Raw genomic sequence first — 22,478 nt, forward strand, 5'->3', positions numbered from 1 at the left:
CGTGGGAGGGACAGCTCGGCGGTCACCGCCTCCTTGCCATCCCCCGCGTGACGGTCGAGGGTGGCGGTGGTCACCGGGGACGGCCCCCGGCGGAGGTGATCGGCATGGGTGGCACGACCGGCAGCGCACGCCTGCGGACGGCGGTGACCGGCGGGGAGCGCGACTTCCTCCCCGGGATGAGGCAGGCGTGGCTGTTGCCCCTCTACGACCCGATCACCCGGCTGGCCGGCGTCGGGCGGGTCCACCGGCGGCTGCTCGACCAGGCCGCGCTCCGGCCCGGCCAGCGCGTCCTGGAGATCGGCTGCGGCACCGGCAACCTGCTGCTCGCGGCCAAACGGGCCCAGCCCGAGGCGGTCGTCGTCGGACTCGACCCCGACCTCGCCGCGCTGGCCCGCGCCCACCGCAAGGCCCGTCGCCGCGGGCTGACCGTGCAGCTCGACCGCGGCCACGCCGAGGAGCTGCCCTACGCCGACGACGGCATGGACGTCGTCCTCTCCTCGTTCATGCTCCACCACGTGCCCGCCGACCAGAGGGACGCGGCGGTGCGCGAGGTGCTCCGGGTGCTGCGCCCCGGGGGTGCGCTGCACCTGGTGGACGTCGGCGGCTCCGACGACCGGGGCCACCGGCACCGGTTCACCCGGGAGCACGCCGTGGAGGACGCCCCGGAGCTGCTCGCCCGGGCCGGGTTCCGGGACGTCGCGGCGACCGGAACCCACGTCCACCGCCTGTTCGGCGCGTACACGCTCTACCGCGCGACCGGCTGAGCCCGCCGGGTCAGCGACGTCAGCCGCGCAGGACGGCCTGGACCAGGTGCGGGCCGGGCGCGGCGAGAGCGGTGCGCAGCTGATCGGCCAGCTCCTCGGCGGTGGTGGCCCGGGTCGCGGGCACGCCCATGCCGGTGGCCAGCGCGACGAAGTCCAGCGCGGGGGTGCCCAGGTGCAGCAGCTCGCCGGCGCGCTTGCCGTCCTCGGCCGCGCCGACCCGGGACAGCTCGTGCTGGAGGATCGCGTAGGAGCCGTTGTCGTACAGCAGGACGGTGACGTCGAGCTGCTCGCGGGCCATGGTCCACAGCGCCTGGATCGTGTACATCGCGCTGCCGTCGGCCTGCAGCGCGAGCACCGGCCGGTCCGGGCAGGCGACCGCCGCGCCCACGGCCATCGGCAGCCCGTCGCCGATCGCCCCGCCGGTCAGCGACAGCCAGTCGTGCCGCGGCGCGCCGGAGGTCAGCTCGGCCAGGCCCACACCGGAGGTCAGCACCTCGTCGACGACGACCGCCCGCTCCGGCAGCAGGGCCCCGACGACGGCCGACACCGTCCGCGGCGTGAGCTCCCCGCTGGGCAGCTCGGGCCGTGCGGGCTCCAGCAGCGCCTGCTGCCCGCCGGCCGCGGGTGCCGCCATCGCGGCCAGCTCCCGCAGCGCGGCGACGCCGTCCTCACCCGGGGCGGACAGCACGTGGACCGTGCAGTCCGCGGGCACCGGCGTTCCCGGCACACCGGGATAGCCGAAGAAGTGCACCGGCGAGGTCGCCCCGGCCAGCACCAGGTGGCGCGTGCCGGCCAGCGCGGCCATCGCCATCTCCGGCGGGTAGGGCAGCTTCGGGAGGTCGGGCAGCCCGGCGCCGCGCACCATCCGCGCCGGGAACGTCTCCGCCATCAGCCGGGCGCCGGTACCGGCCGCGACCTGCCCCGCCGCCAGCAGCCCCTCGTCGCTGGCGACGACGTCCCCGCCCAGGAACAGGACCGTCGGCTCCCCGCGTCCCAGCACGGCCGCGACGTCGGCCAGCCGGTACTCGGTCGGCACCGGCGGGTACCAGTACGGCGGTGGGCCGGCCGGCTCGGCGCCGTCCTCCCACGAGACGTCGGCGGGCAGCACCAGCGTCGCGATCCCCCGGCGGGCGGACTCGGCGACCGCCTCGGCGGCGTCGGCGGCGACGTCGGCCGGCGACAGCGAGCGGCGCACCCAGCCCGACACCGCGCCGGCGAGGGCGTCGATGTCGGCCTCCAGCGGCGCGTCCAGCCGCTTGTGCGAGCGGGCGTGGTCGCCGACCACGTTGACCACGGATGCCCGGCCGCGGCGGGCGTTGTGCAGGTTGGCCAGGCCGTTGCCCAGCCCCGGGCCCAGGTGCAGCAGCGTCGCCGCCGGCTTACCGGCCATCCGCGCGTAGCCGTCGGCGGCGCCGGTCGCGACGCCCTCGAACAGCGTGAGCACGCCGCGCATCTCCGGGACGTCGTCCAGCGCGGCGACGAAGTGCATCTCCGAGGTGCCGGGGTTGGCGAAGCAGACGTCGACGCCCGCGCCGACGAGGGTCCGGATGAGTGCCTGGGCGCCGTTCACCGGGAGGCGTGCACCTCGTCCACCTCGTAGTGCGTCATGGTCGCGCCGCCGGTCGCGAAGTTGGCGACGTCGCCGGCGGCCGCCTTGCCCTCCGAGGAGGTGAACGCCGCACCCATCTCCTGCTCGGACTCGAAGTCCAGCTCGGCCACCAGGTACGGCACGGACTGCGACGGGTCCATCGCCTGCGGCGAGCCGATCGTGTACCGGACCAGGCCGGGCATCGTCGTGGCCAGCGGGACGTGGGTGTCGCGGTAGTACGCGTCGAACGCCGCCGGGTCCTCCGGCTGCCCGTAGCTGACGACGAGCCTGTGCACCATCGGACCGCACCTCCGCTCCCACCGGGGCCCAGCTGCCCCGGGACGACCTCACCCTGTCAGGCCCCGAGCACCTCCCGCCACCGCAGGCCACGACCTCAGAAGGTGAGCACCAGTCGCCCGCGGACCCCGCCCCGCGCCAGCAGCCGGTGCGCCTCGGCGGCGTCCTCGGCGGGCAGCGTGCGGGCCACGCGCAGGGTCAGCACCCCCTGCTCAGCCTGCTCGCGGAGGCGGTCCAGCGCCGCCCAGTCCTCCGCGACCCGCCGCACCAGCGTCGGGTGCACCCGGACCCGCCCCGAGCCGTCACCCCGGTAGCCGCGGACCGTCGTCACCGCCCCGCCGTCCCGCACCGCCGGCAGCACCAGCGCGTCCTGCACGGCGCCGTCGGCCAGCCCGTCGACGCCGTCGGGGAACTCGGCGCGGATCCGCGTCGCGACGTCGTCCCCCCGCCGGACGACGACGTCGGCACCCAGGTCGCGCACCAGCTGCTCGTCGGCCTCGGACGCGTCGGCGACGACCGTCAGCCCCTCGGCCTTGCCCAGCTGGACGACGTAGCCGCCTAACGCCCCGGCCGCGCCGGTCACCGCGAGCACCTGGCCGGGGCGCAGGGCCATCAGGTCCAGCGCCAGCCGTGCGGTGAGCCCGTTCATCGGCAGCGTCGACGCCTCGGCGTCCGTGCTGTCCCGCGGGGAGCGGGCCACCGAGGCGGCCGGCAGCACCAGGTCCTCCCGGTAGGCGCCGTGCGCCCCCGACGGGACGACGATCGCCATCACCCGGTCGCCCACCCGCAGGTCGGTGCCGGTGTCCGGGCCGACCTCGGCGAGCACGCCGGCGGCGTCCATCCCGGGCACGTACGGGAACTGCTGCACCGGGTCGCGGCTCGCGTACGCGCCCTCGCGCAGGTGCGTGTCGGTCGGGCTCACCGCCGCCGCGGTCACCCGCACCCGCACCTGGCCGGGCCCCAGCGGCTCGGGCGGGACGTCGACGACGTGCAGGGCCTCCGGCCCGCCGAACTCGGTCACCCCGACGGCTCGCATGCCCCCACCCTGGCCGACGCCGGGACGCACCTCTCCCCGGGTCGGTGCGGCGTGTCGGGAATGGTGGCGGCGGGCACACCGCTGGACACCGCGAGCACCGCACGCCCGACCCCCTGACCCGAGAGGCCGCGCATGCCCACGCTGCTGCAGACCCGCCCGCTCCCCGGCTCCCCGGCCCCGCGCCGCCGTCGACGCGTCCGTCGCGGTCTGCTCGCCGCCGGGATCGGCGCGGCCCTGCTCGTGCCGGCCGGCTTCCGGATCGCCGACTGGGTGCCCGAGGCCCCCGGCCAGGAGGTCACCGACAGCAGCACCACCCCGCTGCTGCTGGCCCTGGAGGACCTCTCGGAGTACCACGCCGCGACCGGCACCTTCCAGGTCGTCGTCGACCGCGAGGTGGACACCCGCTACGTGCCGTCGGTGATCAGCGGCGAGCGGGTCAGCTTCCTGGCCACCGGCACCGCGGACGCCTACGTCGACTTCGAGGGCCTGGACGCCGGCCGGGTGAGCCTCTCGCCCGACGGCACGTCCGCGACCATCGCGCTGCCCGCCCCGCGGCTGGGCGAGGTGCGCATCGACCCCGCCGAGAGCCGCGTCCTCGACCGCGACCGCGGGCTGGTCGAGCGGGTCGGTGACGCGGTCGGTGACGACCCGGTCGACGACACCGAGCTCTACGCGCTGGCCGAGGACCGGCTGGCCGCGGCCGCCGTGGCGAGCGACCTGCGCGAGCGCGCCGAGGACAACACCCGCACCATGCTGACCGGCCTGGCCGGCGCGCTCGGCGTCGACCAGGTCGAGGTGACCTTCGAGGAGCCCGCCGACGACGCCGGCTGAGAAGAGGACCTCCTGCCGGAGGTCGTGCTCTGCCCACGGTGGTGGGCAGAGCACGACCTTCCGCAGGACGGACACCGCGGCCCCGGCAGAGTCCGGGTCCCGCCCCTGGGTGTGCAGAGGGTGGGGAGGACGGGGTCCTTCCACGGCGAGGAGAACGGGGACGCTCCTATGACGCGTCAAGCCGCTGCGAGTGGTGTTTCCAGGCGCCGGTAGAGCTCGCGGGCGATGTAGCGCTTGAGGCAGCGTTTGATCTCGCGGTCGGTCTTGCCCTCGGCTCGGCGGCGGTCGGCGTAGGCGCGCGTGCGCTCATCGAGTCGTAGCCGGGTCAAGGCGATGGTGTGCAGGGCGCGGTTGAGTTGGCGGTCGCCGGCGCGGTTGAGGCGGTAGCGGACGGTCTTGCCCGAGGAGGCCGGAATGGGTGCCGCGCCGCCGAGCATGGCGAAGGCGGCGTCGTCGCGGCAGCGGCCGGGGTGGGACCAGGCGGTCAGCACGGTGGCGGCGACGATCGGTCCGACGCCGGTCAGCGTCAGCAGGTCCGGGCGCCAGGACCGCACGATCGTGCGGATCGCGGTCTCGTGCTCGGCGGCCTCGGCCTCCAGGTGACGGGCGCGGCGGGCCAGAGCGCGCAGCACCGTCAGCGCGGTGGTGACGGCAACGTCGGCACTGCCAGACGCGAGGCGTAGTCGGGCGGCGGTGGCGAGCATCGCGCGGGTGGACTGGCCGCGGAACTTCCCCCGCACCACTTCGGGAGCGGTGATGATCATCGCGTGCAGCTGTCGTTGGGCATCGCCTGCGGCCTCGACCGCGGCGCGGCGGGCGGTCAGTCGCATCTGCAGCGCGGCCCGCTGTGGTCCGGTCTTGGGCCGGGCCAGGTGGGTGCGGGCGAGGGCGTCGCGGGCGGCGCGTTCGGCGTCGATGGGGTCGGACTTCGCCCCGGCCCGCCGCGCCGGGCGCTTGGGCCGATCGAGCTCGATGACCAGCTCGCTGGCCTGTTCCAGGTGGCGGGCCAGGCCGGCGCCGTAACCGCCGGTACCCTCCATCGCCCACGCCCGCAGCCCCGAGCGCTGCTCGGCCAGCTCGACCAGCGCGGCGTAGCCATCGGGATCGGCGGTCACCGTGGCCCGGGCCAGCACCCCACCGGTGCGGGCATCGAGCACCGCAGCAGTGTGGGTGTCTTTGTGGGTGTCGACGCCGATGACGACCTCGACCAGGTCTGCCAGCATGGACATGCGTTCTTCTCCTTGACCGGGGGGACGCAGCAGGTCCCGGTCCGGTGCGGAGATGGCAGGACTGTGATGAGACACGCAGCAGCCACTGGCAGTCAAGCTCCTGATCAGGCCAACGTCTCCGGCCGGGCCGGTGCCGGCAGCAACAGGCGGACAAGTCCCCAATCAAGGCATGAGGCCAGTCCTTCTTCGAGTCACGCCCACTGCTACCAGCCGTCAGCCCATCACCGATGGGCCGACCCGGCCAGCCTCACAGTCCTTCTTCAGCGCTTGAGCGCGTACTCCTTGAGCAGGCCGCGGCTGATGATCGTCTTCTGGATCTCGCTGGTGCCCTCGCCGATGAGCAGGAACGGCGCCTCGCGCATCAGCCGCTCGATCTCGTACTCCTTGGAGTAGCCGTAGCCGCCGTGGATGCGGAACGACTGGGTGGTCACCTCGGCGCAGTACTCGCTGGCCAGCAGCTTGGCCATGCCGGCCTCGACGTCGTTGCGCGCACCGGCGTCCTTCAGCCGCGCGGCCTTGACCATCAGCGCGTGCGCGGCCTCGACCTTGGTCGCCATCTCGGCCAGCTGGAAGGCGATCGCCTGGTGCTGGGCGATCGGCTTGCCGAAGGTCTCCCGCTGCTGGGCGTAGGCGATGGCCAGCTCGAAGGCCCGGATGGAGATGCCGCAGGCGCGCGCGGCGACGTTGACCCGCCCGACCTCGACGCCGTCCATCATCTGCGCGAAGCCGCGCCCGGGGACACCGCCCAGGATGTCGGCGGCCTCGGCCCGGTAGCCGTCGAACACCAGCTCGGTGGTGTCCACGCCCTTGTAGCCCATCTTGTCGATCTTGCCGGGGATGGTGATCCCGGGCTTGACCTCGCCGAACCCGGCCGGCTTCTCCACCAGGAAGGTCGTCAGGTTCTGGTGGGCCTTCTCCGCGCCCAGGTCGGTGCGCACCAGCGCGGCGACCAGGGTGGAGGACCCGCCGTTGGTCAGCCACATCTTCTGGCCGTCGATGAGGTAGCCGCCGTCGGCCTGCTCCACCGCCCGGGTGCGGATGCCGGCGACGTCGGAGCCCAGGCCCGGTTCGGACATCGAGAACGCGCCGCGGACCTCGCCGGTGGCCATCCGCGGCAGCAGCCGCTCGCGCTGCTCGGCGGTGCCGTGCTGCATCACCATGTAGGCGACGATGAAGTGGGTGTTGATGACGCCGGAGACGCTCATCCAGCCGCGGGCGATCTCCTCGACCACCAGCGCGTAGGTCAGCAGCGACTCCCCGAGGCCGCCGTACTCCTCGGGGATCACCAGCCCGAAGATGCCCAGCTCCTTGAGCCCGTCGACGATCTCGGTCGGGTAGGCGTCGGCGTGCTCGAGCTCCTGCGCGTGCGGGATGATCTCCTTGTCGACGAAGGTCCTGACCGTCGAGAGGATCTCCTGCTGGACGTCGGTCAGGTCGGCGGTCTGCGCCAGACGGGTCATCGCGTCGCTCCTCCGGGGACTCCGGTGTCCGTGGGTTACCGGTGAGTATGGGCCACCCGTGGGTGACCTCCGTGTGCGCCTGCTCACTCCCGGGGGCGCCGCCCGTCTAGCGTTCGGCGCGGCACGACCACGACCGACGGAGGACGACGATGACGCAGGACGACGCCCACCGCGGCACCCCGGACGCCCCGCCGCCGTCCCCCGGTGGCGAGCCGCACCGCCAGCCCGGCCACCCGCCGCCGCCCTCCTACGGCGCCCACGGCTCCACCGCCGGCAGCCAGGCCGGCGGCACCGGGGCCGCCTCCGGCTACGCGACGCAGCCCGGCTACGGCCAGCCGGCGTACGGCGCGCCGCCCGGTCCCGGCGACCAGCCCGGCTACGGCGGTCAGCCGGCGTACGGCCCGTACCCGGGCTACGGCGCCCCGCCCGGGTACGGCGCGCCCGGCTACGGACCCCCGCCCGGGTACGGCTACCCGCGGCCGACCAACACCCTGGCGATCCTGGCGCTGGTCATGGCGTTCGTCTTCAGCCCGGTCGGGCTGGTGCTCGGGGTCGTCGCCCGCCGGCAGATCCGGGAGACCCACGAGCAGGGCGACGGCCTGGCCCTGGCCGGGATCATCGTCGGCGGCATCGGCACCGCGCTGGCCGTGCTCGCCTTCCTGTTCTTCTTCCTCGCGCTGGCCTCGGTGGGCTCGACCGGCTTCGCACCCTGACGAAGGACCCCCTGCCCCCCGCCACTCGCACGCTCGCGGCGGGTCCCTGCAGGGGGCCGCACCCGGGAGCTCAGGATTCGGGCGGGGTGAAGGACGACGTCCGCTGCATGCCGGCGGCGCGGCCCTTGCCGGCGATGACCAGCGCCATCTTGCGGCTGGCCTCGTCGATCATCTCGTCGCCCAGCATCGCCGAGCCCTTCTTGCCGCCGGCCTCCGAGGTCGCCCAGTCGTAGGCGTCGAGGATCAGCTCGGCGTGGTCGTAGTCGGCCTGGGACGGCGAGTAGATCTCGTTGGCCGCGTCGACCTGGCCCGGGTGCAGCACCCACTTGCCGTCGAAGCCGAGGACGGCGGAGCGCTTGGCGACCTCGCGGAAGGCGTCCACGTCGCGCACCTGCAGGAACGGGCCGTCGATGGCCTGCACGCCGCGGGCGCGGGCGGCCATGAGGATCTGCATGAGGATGTAGTGGAACGGATCGCCCGGGTAGTCCGGGTGCAGGGCGCCGACGACCAGCGACTTCATGTTGATGCTGGCCATGAAGTCGGCCGGGCCGAAGATGATCGTCTCGATGCGCGGGCTGGCGAACGCGATGTCGTTGACGTTGATCAGGCCCTGCGCGGTCTCGATCTGGGCCTCGATGCCGATCCGCCCGACCTCCAGGCCGTTGGCCTTCTCGACCTGGGTCAGCAGCATGTCCAGCGCCTGCACCTGACCGGCGTCGGCCACCTTGGGCAGCATGATGCAGTCGAGGTTCGCCCCGGCCCCGCCGACCACCTCGATGACGTCGGTGAACGTCCACTCCGTGGTCCAGTCGTTGACCCGGACGGTGCGGATCTTCTGACCCCAGCCGCCCTCGTTGAGCGCCGCGACGATGTTCTTGCGGGCACCGGGCTTGGCCAGCGGCGCGCACGCGTCCTCGAGGTCGAGGAAGACCTGGTCGGCGCCCAGCCCCTTGGCCTTGTCCAGGAAGCGCGGGTTGCTGCCGGGGACGGCGAGGTTGGAACGGCGGGATCGGAGCTCGGCCACGGTGCCTCCGCTACTGGGGGTCAGGTCCACCGGAGAGTAGCGACGGGCGTTCAGGTGCCCGGCTCGGCCAGCCCCCCGGGACGGCTGGCCCGCACGACCAGGCCGACGCCGACGACGACCAGCACGACCCCCGGCAGCGCCAGCAGCGGCGGCAGCTGCCGCAGCAGCACCAGCGCGAACAGCAGCGCGCCGGGCACCTCGAGCAGGATCACCAGACTCACCATCGTCGGGCCCACCGAGGACAGCACCAGGTTGAACAGCGTGTGCCCGAGCAGCTGGGCGCAGCCGGTGATGGCGGCGATGAGCAGCCAGTCCCGCGCCGCGAAGCCGGTCAGCGGGTCGTCGACCAGGGCGGCGGCGGCGGCGATCACCGCCGCGCACACCGAGTAGCAGACCACCGCGTACGCCGCGGTGGACAGCCGCTGGCGAGCCCGGGCCCCGGCCAGCACGTAGCCGCCGGCGCAGATCGCGCCGAGCAGCGCCAGCCCGTCGCCGGCCAGCGCGCGCAGGCTGACGGTGACGTCCACCCCGGCGATCAGCGCCGCACCGGCCACGGCCAGCACCAGGCCCCACCACGTCGACGCGGACAGCCGCACGCCCCCAGCGCGAGCGACCAGCGCCGTCCAGATCGGGGTGGTGGTCACCAGGGCGGTGGAGGCCGCGACCGTCGTCATCGACAGGCTCGGCAGCCAGGCGGCGAAGTGCGCGGCGAGGAACAGCCCCGCGACGACGGAGCTGGTCAGGTCGCGCGGCCGCAGGCCGGCGAGGGTGCGGCGCTCCCGCAGCAGGAGCACCGGCAGCAGGACCGCCGCCCCGCCGAGGTTGCGCCAGAAGGCCAGGGCGAGCATCGGCGCGGCCAGCATCGTGGTCAGCGGCGCGGACAGCGAGACACCGACGACGGCGACCGCCATGAGCCCGACGTCCCGCCCGCCCGGCCGGTGCACCGCCCACGCGGCGGCCCCGGCCCCGTTCAGAGGCTCGCGCCGAGCGGAGCGAGGCGTGAGGGGAACGGGGTCCTTCGACTTCAAGGCACCCGGATGCGGCCGCGCGCCACCGGCACCACCGCGCCGCGGACCGTCGCCGCGACCGCCCGGCCGGCCGCGGCGGTGACCGTGCAGGACAGCACCGACGGCCGCCCCATCGCCTCGCCCTGGTGCACGACGTAGGACGACGTCCCGTCCGGTGCGAGCAGGCCGGTGGCGACCAGCCAGACGCCGGTGCCGAGCGCGGCCGAGCCGGTCGCCGGGTCCTCGCCCCAGGCCAGGTCGGCGGCGAACACGCGGGCCCGGGCGGTCGAGGTCGCGGCGTCCCAGGACAGCACCGAGACCCCCTCCCCCAGGCCGTGCCCGCCCAGCAGCGCGGGCACCGGCGCGGCGTCGTCGACCACCTCGGGGCGCACGGCCAGGATCGCGAACGGCAGGCCGCAGCCGGCGACGTGCGCGGGCGGCCCGACCACATCGGCGCCCGCGAGCCCCACCGCCCGCGCCAGCACGGCCGGGTCGGGGCCGTCCTCGAGGGTGGGCCGGCCGCCGGACAGCGTCGCGCCGTCGTCGTCCACCACCACGTCCAGGACGCCGGCGCCGCACTCCTGGCGCAGCTGGCCGGCGGGCAGCCGGCCGGTCCGCACCAGCACGTGCGCGGCACCCACGCTGGGGTGCCCGGCGAACGGCAGCTCGGCGTACGGGGTGAAGATCCGCACCCGGTAGTCGGCGCCCGGCTCGGTCGGCGCGGACAGGAAGGACGTCTCCGACAGGTGGAACTCGTTCGCCAGCGCCTGGCACTGCCCGGTCGTCAGGCCGTCGGCGTCGAGGACCACGGCGAGCGGGTTGCCGGCGAAGGCGCGCGGCGCGAAGACGTCGACGACCTCGTAGTCCAGCTCTGCTCCCGAGGGCGGCACGTCGGCGACGGTAGCCTCATCGCTCCGTGACCGAGCCAGCGAGGTCACGCACGGACACAGCACCCCGGGCACGGGCCCGACGAGCGCCAGCGAGGAGGACCGTGACCACGGCGACCAGGGCGTACGTCTCCCGGCTCGCCGGGCTGCCCGTCTTCGACCCCAACGGCGACCGCGTCGGCAAGGTCCGCGACGTCGTGGTGGCGCTGCGCGTGGGGACGGCGGCGCCCCGCGTCCTGGGCCTGGTCGTCGAGGTGGTCGCCCGCCGGCGCATCTTCGTCCCGATCGGCCGGGTGACCACGCTCGACCCGGGCGCCGTCGTCCTCTCCACCGGCACGCTGAACCTCAAGCGCTTCGAGCAGCGCCGCGGCGAGACCCTGGTGCTCGGCGAGCTGCTCGACCGCCGGGTCCAGGTCGCGGAGACCGGGCGGCCGGCCGTGGTCGTCGACGCCGGCATCGAGCAGACCCGCACCGGCGACTGGGTGCTGTCCCGGCTCGCCGTCCAGGAGCCGGGCCGGCTGGGCCGGCGGGGCCAGCTGCACCAGCTGTCCTGGGACGAGGTGACCGGGCTGGCCCTGCCGCAGACCGGCCAGGGCGCCGAGACGCTCATCGCCACCTACCGCGACCTCAACGCCGCCGACGTCGCCCACGCGCTGCAGGACCTGCCGATCAAGCGGCGGCACGAGGTCGCCGAGGCGCTCGACGACGAGCGGCTGGCCGACGTGCTGGGCGAGCTGCCCGAGGCCGACCAGATCACCATCCTCGGCACCCTGGAGGAGCGGCGGGCGGCCGACGTCCTGGAGGTGATGGACCCCGACGACGCCGCGGACCTGCTGGCCGAGCTGTCCAACGTCGACCGCAACCGGCTGCTGGAGCTCATGGAGCCCGACGAGGCCGAGCCGGTCCGCCAGCTGCTGCAGTACACCGAGGACACCGCCGGCGGGATCATGACCAGCGAGCCGGTGATCCTCACCCCGGACGCCACGATCGCCGAGGCGCTGGCCCGCGTGCGCGAGCCCGAGCTGAGCCCGGCGCTGGCCAGCCAGGTGTACGTCTGCCGGCCGCCGTCGGCCACCCCGACCGGGCGCTACCTGGGTCTGGCGCACATCCAGCGGCTGCTGCGCGAACCGCCGTCCACCCTGGTCAGCGGCGTGCTCGACGACCTCGAGCCGCTGCGGCCGGAGGCCCCGCTGGCCGAGGTGACCCGCTACTTCGCCACCTACAACCTGGTGGCCGCGCCGGTCGTCGACGCGCAGGGCCGGCTGGTCGGCGCGGTCAGCGTGGACGACGTCCTGGACCACCTGCTGCCCGAGGACTGGCGGGAGCGGGCCCGCCGTGGCTGACAGCCGGCGGCTGGACGTCCCGCGCGGCTCGGCACGCGGCCTCGGCAGCTACCTGCGGCTGGACCCCGACGCGGTCGGCCGGTTCGCCGAGGGGATCGCCCGCTTCCTGGGCACCGGGCGGTTCCTCGCCGTCCAGACGGTGATCGTGATCGTCTGGATCGTCCTCAACGTCTTCGCCGTCCGGCTGCAGTGGGACCCCTACCCGTTCATCCTGCTCAACCTGGCCTTCTCCACCCAGGCCGCGTACGCCGCCCCGCTGATCCTGCTGGCGCAGAACCGGCAGGCCGACCGCGACCGGGTGCAGGCCGAGGAGGACCGCGCCCGAGCGGCGCAGACCCGCGCCGACACCGAGTACCTGGCGCGCGAGCTGGCGGCGCTGCGGGTCGCGATCGGTGAGCTGGCGACCCGGGACTTCATCCGCAGCGAGCTCAACCGGCTGGGCGAGGAGACCCAGGAGGAGGCCGAGCGGCGCGAGCGGAAGGCCCGCAAGAAGCGCGAGGCCTCGACCCGCGACGCATCGGCCTGACGGCTCAGCCGGCCAGGCGGGCCGCGGCGCGGTCCAGCCGGCCGGTGACCGGGCGGGCGCCGGTCGCGGCGGCGAGGCCCTGCACCGGCAGGTCGACGTAGACGCTCTCGGCCCGCGCCACCTGGTGGGTCTCGTGCCAGATGCCGACCGCGCCCGGCACCCGGCGGGCGCGCCGGTTGAACGCGGTCCACGCGGGCCGGTGCAGGGCGCCGGTGTCCGCGGCGTAGCGGTAGAGGTCCTCGGGACGGCGCCAGTACTGCACGACCAGCGGACCGCCGGCACCCACCGCCAGCCGGTGCCCCAGGAACCCCGACGCCGGGTCGGCCGCCAGCTCGCGCAGCATCCGCGGCATGGCGAGGAAGACCGGCAGCCAGGCGTCCGGGCGCCACGGCCGGTTGATGCGCATGCCGATCAGGAAGACGGTCAGGTCCCCCTCGTGCGTGTGGGTCCAGCGCCCCCGGGCGATGCGGGCCATGACGTCCTCCTGGTTGGATAGTGTTGCTACCCAATGTTGGGTAGTGGCAGTGTCCAATGTCAAGGGGAGCGCGTGCAGATCTCCGAGCTGGCCCGCCGGGCCGGCGTGCCGGTGGCGACCGTCAAGTACTACCTGCGGGAGGGCCTGCTCCCACCCGGCGAGCTGACCGGGGCCACCCGCGCGCGGTACGGCGAGGAGCACCTGTCGCGGCTGGGCCTGGTCCGGGCGCTCCTCGGCCCGGGCGGGCTGTCCGTGGCCACGGCCCGCGCCGTGCTGGACGCCGTGGACACCCCGGCGACCTCGGTGCACCAGGCCCTCGGTGCCGCCCACCGCGCGCTGCCCGGCGTCGGCCCCGACGCCCCGGCCGACCTGGACCAGGCCCGTGCCCTGCTGCGGCGCCAGGGGTGGCAGGTGGCCGAGGACTCCCCCGCGCTGCGCGCGCTGGCCGGGGCGCTGGAGGCGCTGCGCGCGGCCGGCTCGCCCCCGTCCGAGGAGCTGCTGGACCGCTACGCCGAGGCGGCCGGCCGGATCGGCGAGCAGGACGTCGCCGCGGTCCCGACCGGCTCCCTGGCCGACGCGGTCCGCTTCGTGGTGGTCAACACCGTGCTGCTGGAGCCGGTGCTGCTGGCGCTGCGCCGGCTGGCCCAGGAGGACGCCTCCCGCCGCCGGTTCCCCGGCGACCGCTGAGGGATCAGCCGAGCAGCGCGGCCAGGACGTCGAGGCCCCGGCCGGCCAGCCAGGTCGCGGGCACGAGCAGCACCAGCGCCCACAGCCGGGTGCGGCCGTGCCGGGGCAGGACGGCGGCCAGCACCCCGGCCACGGCGACGTCGGCGACCGCCTGCACCGGGTGGGCCCCGGCGTCGCCGAGGACCGCTCCCCCGGCCAGCACGATGCCCGCCGTCCCGGCCAGCAGCGCACCGGGCCGCGGGCCGGGCCGCCGGGTCGCCCACTGCGCGGCCGCGGACACGGCCGGCACCGCGGTGGCCGACAGCAGCAGCCAGGCGACCAGCAACCGGTTCCAGCCGAAGCCGAGGACCAGCGCCGCCCATCCGTAGTACGCGAGGCTCATCGCGGCGAAGAACACCGCCGCGCGGGTCGCCGCGGCCCGCACGGTGGGGGCCGGCCGGCCGAGCAGCGCGACGGCCAGCACCCAGACGGCCGGGTAGCTGCCGAGGTCGGCGGCCCAGCGCAGCCCGGACTCGTCGGCGGCCTTGGCGAGCGCGCCGGCCACCAGGCCGAGGCCCGCGCAGACCAGCAGGACCGGGGCGGACACGCGCTCACGGGTGGGCTGCACGCCGGCGATCCTGCGGGCCGATCGGGAGGCGGGCGGCCCGCCGCGCCGGTTCAGCCGGTGAGGACGTGCACCAGCGCCCCGGTGGCCCCGGCCAGCACCAGGACGACGATGAACGGCGCCCGCAGCGCCAGGGCCAGCGCCGCGACCGCCAGCCCGGCCAGCCGCCCGTCGACCACCAGCTCCGGCCCGGTGGTGGCCACCTGCACGGCGATCAGCGCGGCCAGCAGCGCCGCGGGCACGAACTCCACGACCCGGGTCACCCACGGCCGCTCGACCCACGCGGCCGGCACCGAGAGCCCGGCCAGCTTGAGCGCGTAGCAGCCCAGGGCCGCGACCAGCACGACCGCCCACAGGGTGCCGCTGCTCACCGGGCGCCCTCCCGGCGCGGCCGGCCGGCCAGCGCCACGGCGACGACGGCGGCCACCACCTGCACGCCCGCGGGCACCACCGGGGTGAGCAGCAGCGCCACGAGCGCCCCGCCGACGGCGACCCGCCGCTGCACCGCCGCCTCCGGCCAGCCCCGGTGCAGCCGCGGCCACAGCAGCGCCAGGAAGGCCGCGGGGACGACGGCGTCCAGCGCCGCCTGGGCCGTCCCCCCGAGCCCGGAGGCACCGAGCGCGCCGATCACCGTGGTCAGGTTCCAGCCCAGGTAGATCGTCGCCCCGGTGACCCAGAACGCCAGCCGGCCCAGCTCGCGGTCCGGTGCGGCCACGGCCATCGCGGTGGTCTCGTCGATCACCCAGTGCGCGGCGCCGGCCCGCCGGAGCGGGCCGCGAGGGGCCAGCAGGGGGGCCAGCCGGACGCCGTAGACGGTGTTGCGGGTGCCGAGCAGCAACGCGCTGCCGATCGCCGCCAGCCCGCTGCCGCCCGCACCGAGGACGCCGACCAGGGCGAACTGCGAGGCCCCGGTGAACATGAGCGCGGACAGCGCGAGGGCCTGCCAGACGTCGAGGCCGGCCGCGTCGGCGGCGGCGCCGAAGGCGACCCCGTAGAGGCCCACTGCCAGCCCCAGCCCGACGGCGTCGCGCAGGGTGGCGGTGCGGGCGGCGGACACGCCGCGAGGCTAGCCGGGCCGCCGCGCCGCCCCCGGACCCCTCGGAGGGGGGACGCCGCGGGCCCGGTGGACTGTAGGTGGAACCCAGCGGTTCCGATCAGGGGGTGTGACCACCGACCCGTCGCCGCCGTACCGGCCCGCCGTCGAGCAGGACCGGCTGGCCCGCGCGCGGGAGTCGGCGCTCTGGACCTCCGGGCTGGCGACGGTCGTCGTCCCGGCCTGGTCCGGCTTCGACTGGCTGCTGGAGCCGCAGGTCGCGCGGGACTTCCTGGTCCTCCGCCTGGCCTGCCTGCTCCCCATGCTGGCGGCCCTCTGGGCGCTGTGGCGCCTCCCCCTCGGGCGCCGGCAGCCGGAACTGCTGGCCTGCGCGGTGCTGGCGACGGTCCAGGCGGAGATCGCGTGGATGGTCCCGCGGGCGGAGCACACCGAGTTCTACCTGCTGGGGTTCACCCTGCCGCTCTTCGCGAGCGGCTGCCTGATGGTGGCCCGGCCGGTCTGGACCGGCGCCCTGGTCGTCGTCTCCTGGACGTCGTTCGGCGTCGCCGTCCTCACCGCGCCGACCGCCATGCCGGTGCAGGACGTGCTCGCCTCCACCTTCTACCTGGCCACCGCGTCCGTCGTCGGCGTGCTCGCCCACTACCAGCGCTTCCGGCTGACGACCCGCATGGTCACCGCCCGGGTCCGCCTGGAGCAGGAGCGGGAGCGCACGCGGGCGCTGCTCGCCCGCCTCGACCGGCTGAGCCACGAGGACCCGCTCACCGGCCTGGCCAACCGCCGGCGCTGGGACGCCGAGCTGGCCGAGGCCTGCGCCGAGGCGCGCCGGACCGGGACGTCGCTGGCCGTCGTCCTGGCCGACGTGGACCGGTTCAAGCAGGTCAACGACCGGTACGGCCACAGCGGCGGGGACGAGGCACTGCGGCGGATCGCCGGCGCGCTGACCGGGCGGGTCCGGGCCGGGGACGTCGTCGCCCGCCTCGGCGGTGACGAGCTCGCCGTCCTGCTCCCCGGCACCGACCTCGGCCGGGCGGTCGCGCTGGCCGAGCAGCTGCGCGTCGCCGCCCTGGAGCTGGGCCTACCCGACGCCGGGCCGGGATCGCTGACGCTGTCCCTCGGGGTCGCGGTCGCCACCGGGCGGGACGCGGTGCCCGAGCTGCTGACCGTCGAGGCCGACGCCCACCTCTACCGCGCCAAGGCCACCCGCAACGCCGTGTGCGCCGGCCCCTGGACGCCCGTGCCGGTGGGCTGACCGGCGCGGCTGCGCAGCAGATCACCCTCCGGACGGCGGCCGGACGGCGCGGTCGCCGTACAGTGGTCACAGGCCCGTGAACGCAGGTCACCGCCGCTCCTCGGCGGACGCCGACCGGGTCCCCCGTCGAAGGAGACAGCCGCAACGATGTCCGCCCCGATGACCGGCGCGCCGGCGCTCGACGCCGTGAACGCCGCCCTGGCCACCGTCCAGGACCCGGAGATCAACCGCCCGCTCCCCGAGCTCGGCATGGTCAAGGACGTGCAGATCGGTGCCGACGGCACCGTCCGCGTCGAGGTCTACCTGACCGTCTCCGGGTGCCCGATGCGCGAGACGATCACCAACCGCGTGACCCAGGCCGTCTCCGCCGTCCCCGGTGTCACCTCCGTGCAGGTCGGCCTGGACGTGATGAACGACGAGCAGCGCGCCGAGCTGCGCAAGACGGTGCGCGGCACCGACGCCCCTGAGCCGGTGATCCCCTTCGCCCAGCCCGGCTCGCTGACCCGTGTCTACGCCGTCGCCTCCGGCAAGGGCGGCGTGGGCAAGTCGTCGGTCACGGTCAACCTGGCGGCGGCGCTGTCCAAGCGCGGCCTCTCGGTCGGGGTCGTGGACGCCGACATCTACGGCCACTCGGTGCCGCGCATGCTCGGGGTCGACGACAAGCCGACCCAGGTCGACAACATGATCATGCCGCCGCAGGCCTACGGCGTGAAGGTCATCTCGATCGGCATGTTCACCCCCGGCAACACCCCCGTGGTGTGGCGCGGGCCGATGCTGCACCGCGCGCTGCAGCAGTTCCTCGCCGACGTGTGGTGGGGCGACCTCGACGTCCTGCTGCTGGACCTGCCGCCCGGCACCGGCGACGTCGCGATCTCGATCGCCCAGCTGCTGCCCAACGCCGAGATCCTGGTGGTGACCACGCCGCAGCTGGCCGCCGCCGAGGTCGCCGAGCGGGCCGGCGCGATCGCCACCCAGACCCACCAGCAGGTGGTCGGCGTCATCGAGAACATGTCCTGGCTGGACCTGCCCGACGGCGGCCGCATGGAGGTCTTCGGTTCCGGTGGCGGTGAGGCGGTCTCCGACGCGCTGACCCGGACCCTCGGCGCCCGGGTGCCGCTGCTGGGCCAGATCCCGCTGGACACCCGGGTCCGCGAGGCCGGGGACGCCGGTGCGCCGGTCGTGCTGGCCGACCCGGAGTCCTCCGCGGCGCAGGCGCTGGCGCGGATCGCCGACGGCCTGGCCACCCGCCAGCGCGGGCTGTCGGGCATGTCGCTGGGGCTCACCCCCGTCCGCCACTGAGCCGACCCGCCGAGAGGCCGGTTCCCGTCCGCGGGAGCCGGCCTCTCGGCGTCTCCCGCGCTGTTCCTGGCACTCCCGCGCCGGTGCGACGGCGCGGAGGGGACGAGGACGGCGCGAGCGTGGGCGCTAGGTCGCGTCGGGGTCGAACGGCGGCGGGGCGGAGTGGTCGCGGGTGCGGGCCGCGGCGGCCGCCACCGTGGTCGCCGCCGTGGCGCCGTTGGCCCGCGGGCGGGCGTCGTCGTCGGCCAGCAGGTTGTTCCGGATGAAGGTCCGCGGGTGGTACTGGCGCAGGTCCAGGTCGCGCAGCTTCGCGAGGTCGTCGCCCAGCGAGTCGTCCACCTGGGTCCGGACGCCGGTGATCGCCGTGCGCACCTTCTTCAGCCCCGTGGCGGCTTCCTTGGCCAGGTCGGGCAGCCGGTCGGGACCGAAGATGAACAGCGCGGCGAGCGCGAGGACGACGATCTCGCCCCAGCCGATCGAGTCGAACACGCACCTGCTCCCGTCGTCCGCGCCCGGTCCGGCCGTCGCGCGAGTCCAGCGTAGGCGGCCCGGCGGCCGCCGTCTCTGCCCCGATCTGGGGGCCGCCTCCAGGGCCCCCGTCCCGAGCGTGCGAGGGGTGGGGAGGACGGGATCCCCGCTCAGGCCTCGCCGAGGGTGGCCTCGACCGTCGTCGACGAGCCGCCGCGCACCAGCTCGAGGGTGATCGTCTCGCCGGGCTCGTGGGAGTCCACGGCCACCACGAGCTCCTCGGAGCTGCCGACCGGCTCCCCGTCGACGGCGATGACGACGTCCTGCTCGCGGATGCCGGCGGCGGCGGCGGGGCTGTTCGGCTCCACGTTGACCACCAGCGCACCGTCTCGGGTGCCGTCGGTGACCGAGCGGGCGTTGACCCCGAGCGAGGCGTGCACCGCGCGGCCGGTGGCGATGAGCTGCTCGGAGATGTCGCGCACCGTGTCGACCGGGATGGCGAACCCGAGACCGACGCTGCCGCCGCCGAGCGAGGCGATCGCGGTGTTGATGCCGATGACCTCCCCGGCGCCGTTGACCAGCGCGCCGCCGGAGTTGCCCGGGTTGATCGGGGCGTCGGTCTGCACGGCGCTGATCACCGCGTTGGTGTCGCTGCCCTCGCCGGCCAGCCGGACCGGACGCTCCAGCGCGCTGACGATGCCGCTGGTGACCGTGCTCGCCAGCCCGAGCGGCGAGCCGATCGCGACCACCGGGTCGCCGACGACGACGTCCTCGGAGGTGCCCAGCGCGGCGGTGAGCAGGCCCGGCTTCTCCACCTTGAGCACGGCGAGGTCGCTGGCCGGGTCGCGGCCGACGATGCGCGCCGCCGACCCGCTGCCGTCGGAGAACACCGCGCGGATCTCGGCGCCCTCGACCCCGTCGGCGCCGGAGATGACGTGGTTGTTGGTCACGATGTAGCCGTTGTCGCCGTCGATGACGACCCCGGACCCCGTCGCGCCGGCCTCGCCGATGCGCACCTCGACCGAGACGACCGCCGGGGTGACCCGCTGGGCGATGTCGGACACCGAGCCGGGCTCTCGCGCGACGCCCTCCTGGGTCTGGTTGAGCTGGGTGCCGGGGGCGAGCAGCGGGGACTCGTCGGCGGTGCGGGTCAGCCAGTAGCCGGCTCCCCCGCCGACCAGCCCGGTCAGCAGGACGGCGAGCAGCGCCAGCACCGCGAGGCGGATCGACACGTCGGCCAGCCGCAGCCGGCGGCGCCCCTTCGCGTCGACGACGACCGGGCCGGTCTGCTGCTCGGGCTCCTCGAACACCGCCGGGCCGGTGAGCCCGGCCGGGGCGTGCGGGTCGCGCCAGGGGTCGGCGCGGGCGTCGGACTTCCACCACGGGCCGGTGGCGGTGCGCCGCCGGCCGGGGCGGCCGCCGGGCGGATCCTGCAGGCCGCGCTGGCCGGTGCCGGGCGCGAAGGCGCGCAGCACCGCCTCCGGCGGCGGGGGCGGCAGCGGGCGGGCCGGGGGGACCGGTCGGTTCCCGGCGAAGCCGCCCTGCACGGTGGCGGGCCGGCCGAACGCGGCCTGCTGCGCGGGGCTCGGCTCGGGCGCGGACGGCGGCGCGGACCGCGGGCGCGCCGGCGGGTCGAAGGCGCCGACGTCGTCCCGCGGGCGGGCGAACACCTCGTCGGAGCGCGAGGTGCCGGGCGACTGCGGAGCCGGGTCCACCGGGTCCCCCGACGGGGTGCCGGCGGGGGTGGTCAGGGCGTCCCGCCCGGGGTGGCGACGGACTGGACGCCGGCGGTCGTCGCGCGCACGACCGGGGGCACGATCTCGGTGCGCTCCTCGACGGTCCCCCCGGCCACGGGTGCCGGTGCCGGGGGGACGCCGTCGCTGCTGCCGGTGGGCAGGTTCAGCGCCAGCGCGGTGACGCCCACGCCGAGGACGCCCAGGGCGCCGATGAAGCCGCGACGCAGCCAGCGGGCGTGGCCGGGCCGGTCGGCAGCGGCCTCGGGGGCGTCCAGCGGCACCGACCACGAGCCCGTGGCGCCGCTGACGGTGAGCTGGCCGGGACCGGCCGCGAGCGAGCCGAGCCCGCCCCCGGTGCCCGGGACGTCCGTCGTGAACGGGATGGCACGCAGCCGGGACAGCAGGTCGCCGGGGACGGCGACGTCGCAGGAGGCGTGCAAGGCCTCCTTGGCCTCCCGCTGGGCCTGCACCGCCATGCGGCACTGGGCACAGCCGGTGAGGTGGCGGGCCGCCCGGGTGGCGGGACCGCCGCCGAGCTCGCCGTCGACGAGGGCGGCGATGGCCTCCTGGGCCAGGTGGCTCTCCGGGATGTTCACCCCGCGCTCCCCTCCGCGACGCCCGTCACCGGCCGGCGCGGGGCCAGGTGCGCGAGCGCCTCGCGCAGCTGGACGCGGCCGCGGTGGATGCGGCTGCGCACCGTGCCGAGCTTGATGCCCAGGGTCGCCGCGATCTCCTCGTAGGTCAGCCCCTCGATGTCGCAGAGGACGACGGCGACGCGGAACTCCGGGGAGAGCGCGTCGAGCGCGGCCTGCACCTGCGGGTCGAGGTGGGTGTCGGAGTAGACCTGCTCGGGGCTGGGTGCGGTCCCGGGCAGGCGCTCGGTGTCCTCGGGCAGGGCGTCGAACCGGATCCGCTGCCGGCGGCGCACCATGTCGAGGAAGAGGTTGGTGGTGATGCGGTGCAGCCAGCCCTCGAAGGTGCCGGGCGAGAAGTCGGCGAGGGAACGGAAGACCCGGACGAAGGTCTCCTGGGTCAGGTCCTCGGCGTCCTGCGGGTTGCCCGACAGCCGGTAGGCCAGCCGGTAGACGCGCGCGGAGTGGTCGCGCACGACCTGCTCCCAGGTCGGCGCCACCCAGGCCTCGGTCGCGGCGGGGGCGGGGTCGACGGGGTCGGACACGGGTCCAGGATCGCAGACCGCGGCCACCGCCGACCTGCCGACGTCGGCGGGTCGGGCAGGGGCGGCTCTCTCGGGGCGCACGATCAGGTCAACGGGCCGCGGACCGGGCGGTGTTCCCGTTCACAGCGGACTCACAGCCACGGCGCGGAGCCGGAGACCGAGGGAACGGGGCGCCTGCCCTCGGCCGGTGATGAGGGGTGGGGCGGCGGGCGGGGACGGCACGGCCTACGCCGACCGCTTCGCCGCCGAGACCCCGGCGCTGGTGTCGGCGCGGTCCTCCGCGGCCGGGCTGACCGGGCCGCCGCTGGACGGGGACCGGATCGCCGACCCGCGGGCCCGCGACGAGCAGACGGTCGCCTGGCGGGAGGTGGCCCGCGCCGTCCGCGAGCACGAGGACCTCACCAGCGCCGTCCTGCCGATCGGTGCGGGCCTGCTCGTCGCCATCCGCCGCCGCTGAAAGAGGACCCCGTCCTCCTCACCGCTCGCACGCTCGCGGCGAGCCTCTGGACGAGGCCAGCCTGGGACGGGGTCCTCCTTCAGCGGAACGGGAACGCCGCGACCGGTGCCCACGGGCCGCCGAGGTAGCGCCACAGCCCCAGCCCGCGGCCGCCGACCCGGTGCGAGACGAACTCCGCGGCCAGCCGGTCCCGCAGCGCCCGGGCGACCGCCGGCTCCACCGTGTTCTGCACGGTGACGTGCGGGGCGTGGCGCTGGCGGTCCTGCGGGGTCAGCCACGGGGCCCACCTCCGGACCAGGTCCGCGCGCAGCTCCGCCAGCGCGGGGGCGTCGAGCGTGTAGGCCACGCCCCGGCCCAGCGACCGGACGCCGGTGACGGCCACGTCGAACGCCGGCCGGTCCGCCGCGGAGGCGAGGTCGGCGGAGACGGCGTCCACCTCCTCGCCCGGCAGCGCGTGGAACAGCGTGACGTGCGCAGCGAGGTGGTTGCGCCCGGCCGGGAAGTGCGCCGCGCGCAGCCGGTCGAACCGCTCCTGGGCCGTGGGCTCCAGGAGCAGCGTCACGACCA

Annotated in this window: 26 protein-coding genes; 9 read left to right on the forward strand and 17 right to left on the reverse strand. The window is 75.7% G+C overall.

The window, feature by feature from the left end:
• Positions 1 to 104: 104 nt before the first annotated feature.
• Positions 105 to 764, forward strand: a complete 660-nt coding sequence (locus BLR12_RS00260) for a class I SAM-dependent methyltransferase (RefSeq protein WP_091371903.1) — start codon at positions 105 to 107, stop codon at positions 762 to 764.
• Between the two features lie 19 nt (positions 765 to 783).
• Here BLR12_RS00260 and BLR12_RS00265 read toward each other — a convergent pair whose 3' ends face one another.
• The 3 genes from BLR12_RS00265 to BLR12_RS00275 all read right to left on the reverse strand — a co-directional run bounded on the left by BLR12_RS00265 (position 784) and on the right by BLR12_RS00275 (position 3,685).
• Positions 784 to 2,334, reverse strand: a complete 1,551-nt coding sequence (locus BLR12_RS00265; RefSeq protein WP_091371906.1) for an acetolactate synthase large subunit — start codon at positions 2,332 to 2,334, stop codon at positions 784 to 786.
• Positions 2,331 to 2,651 (reverse strand): EthD family reductase, encoded by a 321-nt coding sequence (locus BLR12_RS00270; protein WP_091371908.1) that lies wholly within the window; start codon positions 2,649 to 2,651, stop codon positions 2,331 to 2,333. The genes BLR12_RS00265 and BLR12_RS00270 overlap by 4 nt, the downstream gene beginning before the upstream one ends.
• A gap of 95 nt (positions 2,652 to 2,746) precedes the next feature.
• Positions 2,747 to 3,685: an NADP-dependent oxidoreductase gene (locus BLR12_RS00275; RefSeq protein ID WP_091371911.1), complete on the reverse strand. Its 939-nt coding sequence runs from the start codon at positions 3,683 to 3,685 to the stop codon at positions 2,747 to 2,749.
• A 132-nt stretch (positions 3,686 to 3,817) separates the two neighbouring features.
• Here BLR12_RS00275 and BLR12_RS00280 point away from each other — a divergent pair, with 132 nt between their 5' ends.
• Complete coding sequence (locus tag BLR12_RS00280; RefSeq protein ID WP_091371914.1) at positions 3,818 to 4,516, forward strand: DUF4230 domain-containing protein; 699 nt, start codon at positions 3,818 to 3,820, stop codon at positions 4,514 to 4,516.
• Between the two features lie 176 nt (positions 4,517 to 4,692).
• Here BLR12_RS00280 and BLR12_RS00285 read toward each other — a convergent pair whose 3' ends face one another.
• Positions 4,693 to 5,745 (reverse strand): IS110 family RNA-guided transposase, encoded by a 1,053-nt coding sequence (locus BLR12_RS00285; protein ID WP_091371917.1) that lies wholly within the window; start codon positions 5,743 to 5,745, stop codon positions 4,693 to 4,695.
• Positions 5,746 to 6,005: 260 nt separating this feature from the next.
• Positions 6,006 to 7,205, reverse strand: a complete 1,200-nt coding sequence (locus BLR12_RS00290; RefSeq protein WP_091371919.1) for an acyl-CoA dehydrogenase family protein — start codon at positions 7,203 to 7,205, stop codon at positions 6,006 to 6,008.
• A gap of 149 nt (positions 7,206 to 7,354) precedes the next feature.
• Here BLR12_RS00290 and BLR12_RS25450 point away from each other — a divergent pair, with 149 nt between their 5' ends.
• Positions 7,355 to 7,918 carry a DUF4190 domain-containing protein gene (locus BLR12_RS25450; protein ID WP_091371922.1) on the forward strand — a complete coding sequence of 188 codons (564 nt, stop codon included), beginning with the start codon at positions 7,355 to 7,357 and terminating at the stop codon, positions 7,916 to 7,918.
• A 70-nt stretch (positions 7,919 to 7,988) separates the two neighbouring features.
• On the opposite strand, the gene BLR12_RS00300 is transcribed toward BLR12_RS25450, so the two are convergent.
• The 3 genes from BLR12_RS00300 to BLR12_RS00310 all read right to left on the reverse strand — a co-directional run bounded on the left by BLR12_RS00300 (position 7,989) and on the right by BLR12_RS00310 (position 10,839).
• On the reverse strand, positions 7,989 to 8,942 hold the full coding sequence (locus tag BLR12_RS00300) for an HpcH/HpaI aldolase/citrate lyase family protein (protein WP_091371924.1): 954 nt from the start codon (positions 8,940 to 8,942) through the stop codon (positions 7,989 to 7,991).
• 50 nt (positions 8,943 to 8,992) lie between these two features.
• Positions 8,993 to 9,853, reverse strand: coding sequence for a DMT family transporter (locus BLR12_RS00305; RefSeq protein WP_091374119.1), 861 nt, complete (start codon positions 9,851 to 9,853; stop codon positions 8,993 to 8,995).
• Positions 9,854 to 9,966: 113 nt separating this feature from the next.
• The gene (locus BLR12_RS00310) at positions 9,967 to 10,839 is read right to left on the reverse strand and encodes a PhzF family phenazine biosynthesis protein (RefSeq protein ID WP_091371926.1); all 873 of its coding nucleotides are present in this window, start codon (positions 10,837 to 10,839) and stop codon (positions 9,967 to 9,969) included.
• A 101-nt stretch (positions 10,840 to 10,940) separates the two neighbouring features.
• On the opposite strand from BLR12_RS00310, the gene BLR12_RS00315 reads away from it, so the two are divergent.
• Together BLR12_RS00315 and BLR12_RS00320 are read left to right on the forward strand one after the other, a co-directional pair.
• Complete coding sequence (locus tag BLR12_RS00315) at positions 10,941 to 12,179, forward strand: magnesium transporter MgtE N-terminal domain-containing protein (protein ID WP_091371929.1); 1,239 nt, start codon at positions 10,941 to 10,943, stop codon at positions 12,177 to 12,179.
• Positions 12,172 to 12,705 carry a DUF1003 domain-containing protein gene (locus tag BLR12_RS00320; RefSeq protein WP_091371931.1) on the forward strand — a complete coding sequence of 178 codons (534 nt, stop codon included), beginning with the start codon at positions 12,172 to 12,174 and terminating at the stop codon, positions 12,703 to 12,705. The genes BLR12_RS00315 and BLR12_RS00320 overlap by 8 nt, the downstream gene beginning before the upstream one ends.
• Positions 12,706 to 12,709: 4 nt before the next feature.
• On the opposite strand, the gene BLR12_RS00325 is transcribed toward BLR12_RS00320, so the two are convergent.
• Positions 12,710 to 13,180: a DUF4188 domain-containing protein gene (locus BLR12_RS00325; RefSeq protein ID WP_091371934.1), complete on the reverse strand. Its 471-nt coding sequence runs from the start codon at positions 13,178 to 13,180 to the stop codon at positions 12,710 to 12,712.
• 72 nt (positions 13,181 to 13,252) lie between these two features.
• On the opposite strand from BLR12_RS00325, the gene BLR12_RS00330 reads away from it, so the two are divergent.
• Positions 13,253 to 13,867, forward strand: coding sequence for a MerR family transcriptional regulator (locus BLR12_RS00330; RefSeq protein WP_091371937.1), 615 nt, complete (start codon positions 13,253 to 13,255; stop codon positions 13,865 to 13,867).
• Between the two features lie 4 nt (positions 13,868 to 13,871).
• Here BLR12_RS00330 and BLR12_RS00335 read toward each other — a convergent pair whose 3' ends face one another.
• The 3 genes from BLR12_RS00335 to BLR12_RS00345 are packed head-to-tail and all read right to left on the reverse strand — an operon-like array spanning position 13,872 to position 15,528.
• Positions 13,872 to 14,474, reverse strand: a complete 603-nt coding sequence (locus BLR12_RS00335; protein ID WP_091371939.1) for a DUF6518 family protein — start codon at positions 14,472 to 14,474, stop codon at positions 13,872 to 13,874.
• A gap of 50 nt (positions 14,475 to 14,524) precedes the next feature.
• Positions 14,525 to 14,842, reverse strand: coding sequence for an AzlD domain-containing protein (locus tag BLR12_RS00340; RefSeq protein ID WP_091371942.1), 318 nt, complete (start codon positions 14,840 to 14,842; stop codon positions 14,525 to 14,527).
• Positions 14,839 to 15,528 (reverse strand): AzlC family ABC transporter permease, encoded by a 690-nt coding sequence (locus BLR12_RS00345; RefSeq protein ID WP_091371945.1) that lies wholly within the window; start codon positions 15,526 to 15,528, stop codon positions 14,839 to 14,841. The genes BLR12_RS00340 and BLR12_RS00345 overlap by 4 nt, the downstream gene beginning before the upstream one ends.
• A gap of 106 nt (positions 15,529 to 15,634) precedes the next feature.
• On the opposite strand from BLR12_RS00345, the gene BLR12_RS00350 reads away from it, so the two are divergent.
• Both BLR12_RS00350 and BLR12_RS00355 read left to right on the forward strand, forming a co-directional pair.
• Positions 15,635 to 16,774 carry a GGDEF domain-containing protein gene (locus BLR12_RS00350; protein ID WP_091371948.1) on the forward strand — a complete coding sequence of 380 codons (1,140 nt, stop codon included), beginning with the start codon at positions 15,635 to 15,637 and terminating at the stop codon, positions 16,772 to 16,774.
• 147 nt (positions 16,775 to 16,921) lie between these two features.
• Entirely contained in the window at positions 16,922 to 18,073 is a 1,152-nt protein-coding gene (locus BLR12_RS00355; RefSeq protein WP_091371953.1) for an Mrp/NBP35 family ATP-binding protein, read from the forward strand.
• Positions 18,074 to 18,199: 126 nt separating this feature from the next.
• Here BLR12_RS00355 and BLR12_RS00360 read toward each other — a convergent pair whose 3' ends face one another.
• The 4 genes from BLR12_RS00360 to sigE form a co-directional block, all read right to left on the reverse strand.
• Positions 18,200 to 18,562, reverse strand: coding sequence for a twin-arginine translocase TatA/TatE family subunit (locus tag BLR12_RS00360; protein ID WP_091371955.1), 363 nt, complete (start codon positions 18,560 to 18,562; stop codon positions 18,200 to 18,202).
• A 149-nt stretch (positions 18,563 to 18,711) separates the two neighbouring features.
• Positions 18,712 to 20,256 (reverse strand): S1C family serine protease, encoded by a 1,545-nt coding sequence (locus BLR12_RS00365; protein ID WP_255363209.1) that lies wholly within the window; start codon positions 20,254 to 20,256, stop codon positions 18,712 to 18,714.
• A 32-nt stretch (positions 20,257 to 20,288) separates the two neighbouring features.
• A complete protein-coding gene (locus BLR12_RS25455; protein ID WP_091371958.1) occupies positions 20,289 to 20,873 on the reverse strand; it encodes an anti-sigma factor family protein in 585 nt (194 codons plus the stop codon).
• Positions 20,870 to 21,454, reverse strand: coding sequence for an RNA polymerase sigma factor SigE (sigE, locus tag BLR12_RS00375; RefSeq protein WP_091371961.1), 585 nt, complete (start codon positions 21,452 to 21,454; stop codon positions 20,870 to 20,872). Before sigE ends, BLR12_RS25455 begins: the two co-directional genes overlap by 4 nt.
• A gap of 187 nt (positions 21,455 to 21,641) precedes the next feature.
• On the opposite strand from sigE, the gene BLR12_RS00380 reads away from it, so the two are divergent.
• Positions 21,642 to 21,911: an O-methyltransferase gene (locus BLR12_RS00380; RefSeq protein WP_369803423.1), complete on the forward strand. Its 270-nt coding sequence runs from the start codon at positions 21,642 to 21,644 to the stop codon at positions 21,909 to 21,911.
• Between the two features lie 79 nt (positions 21,912 to 21,990).
• On the opposite strand, the gene BLR12_RS00385 is transcribed toward BLR12_RS00380, so the two are convergent.
• The gene (locus BLR12_RS00385) at positions 21,991 to 22,473 is read right to left on the reverse strand and encodes a 2'-5' RNA ligase family protein (protein ID WP_255363210.1); all 483 of its coding nucleotides are present in this window, start codon (positions 22,471 to 22,473) and stop codon (positions 21,991 to 21,993) included.
• Between the last annotated feature and the right edge of the window lie 5 nt (positions 22,474 to 22,478).

Source organism: Geodermatophilus sp. DSM 45219, from assembly GCF_900104025.1.
Lineage (GTDB): Bacteria > Actinomycetota > Actinomycetes > Mycobacteriales > Geodermatophilaceae > Geodermatophilus.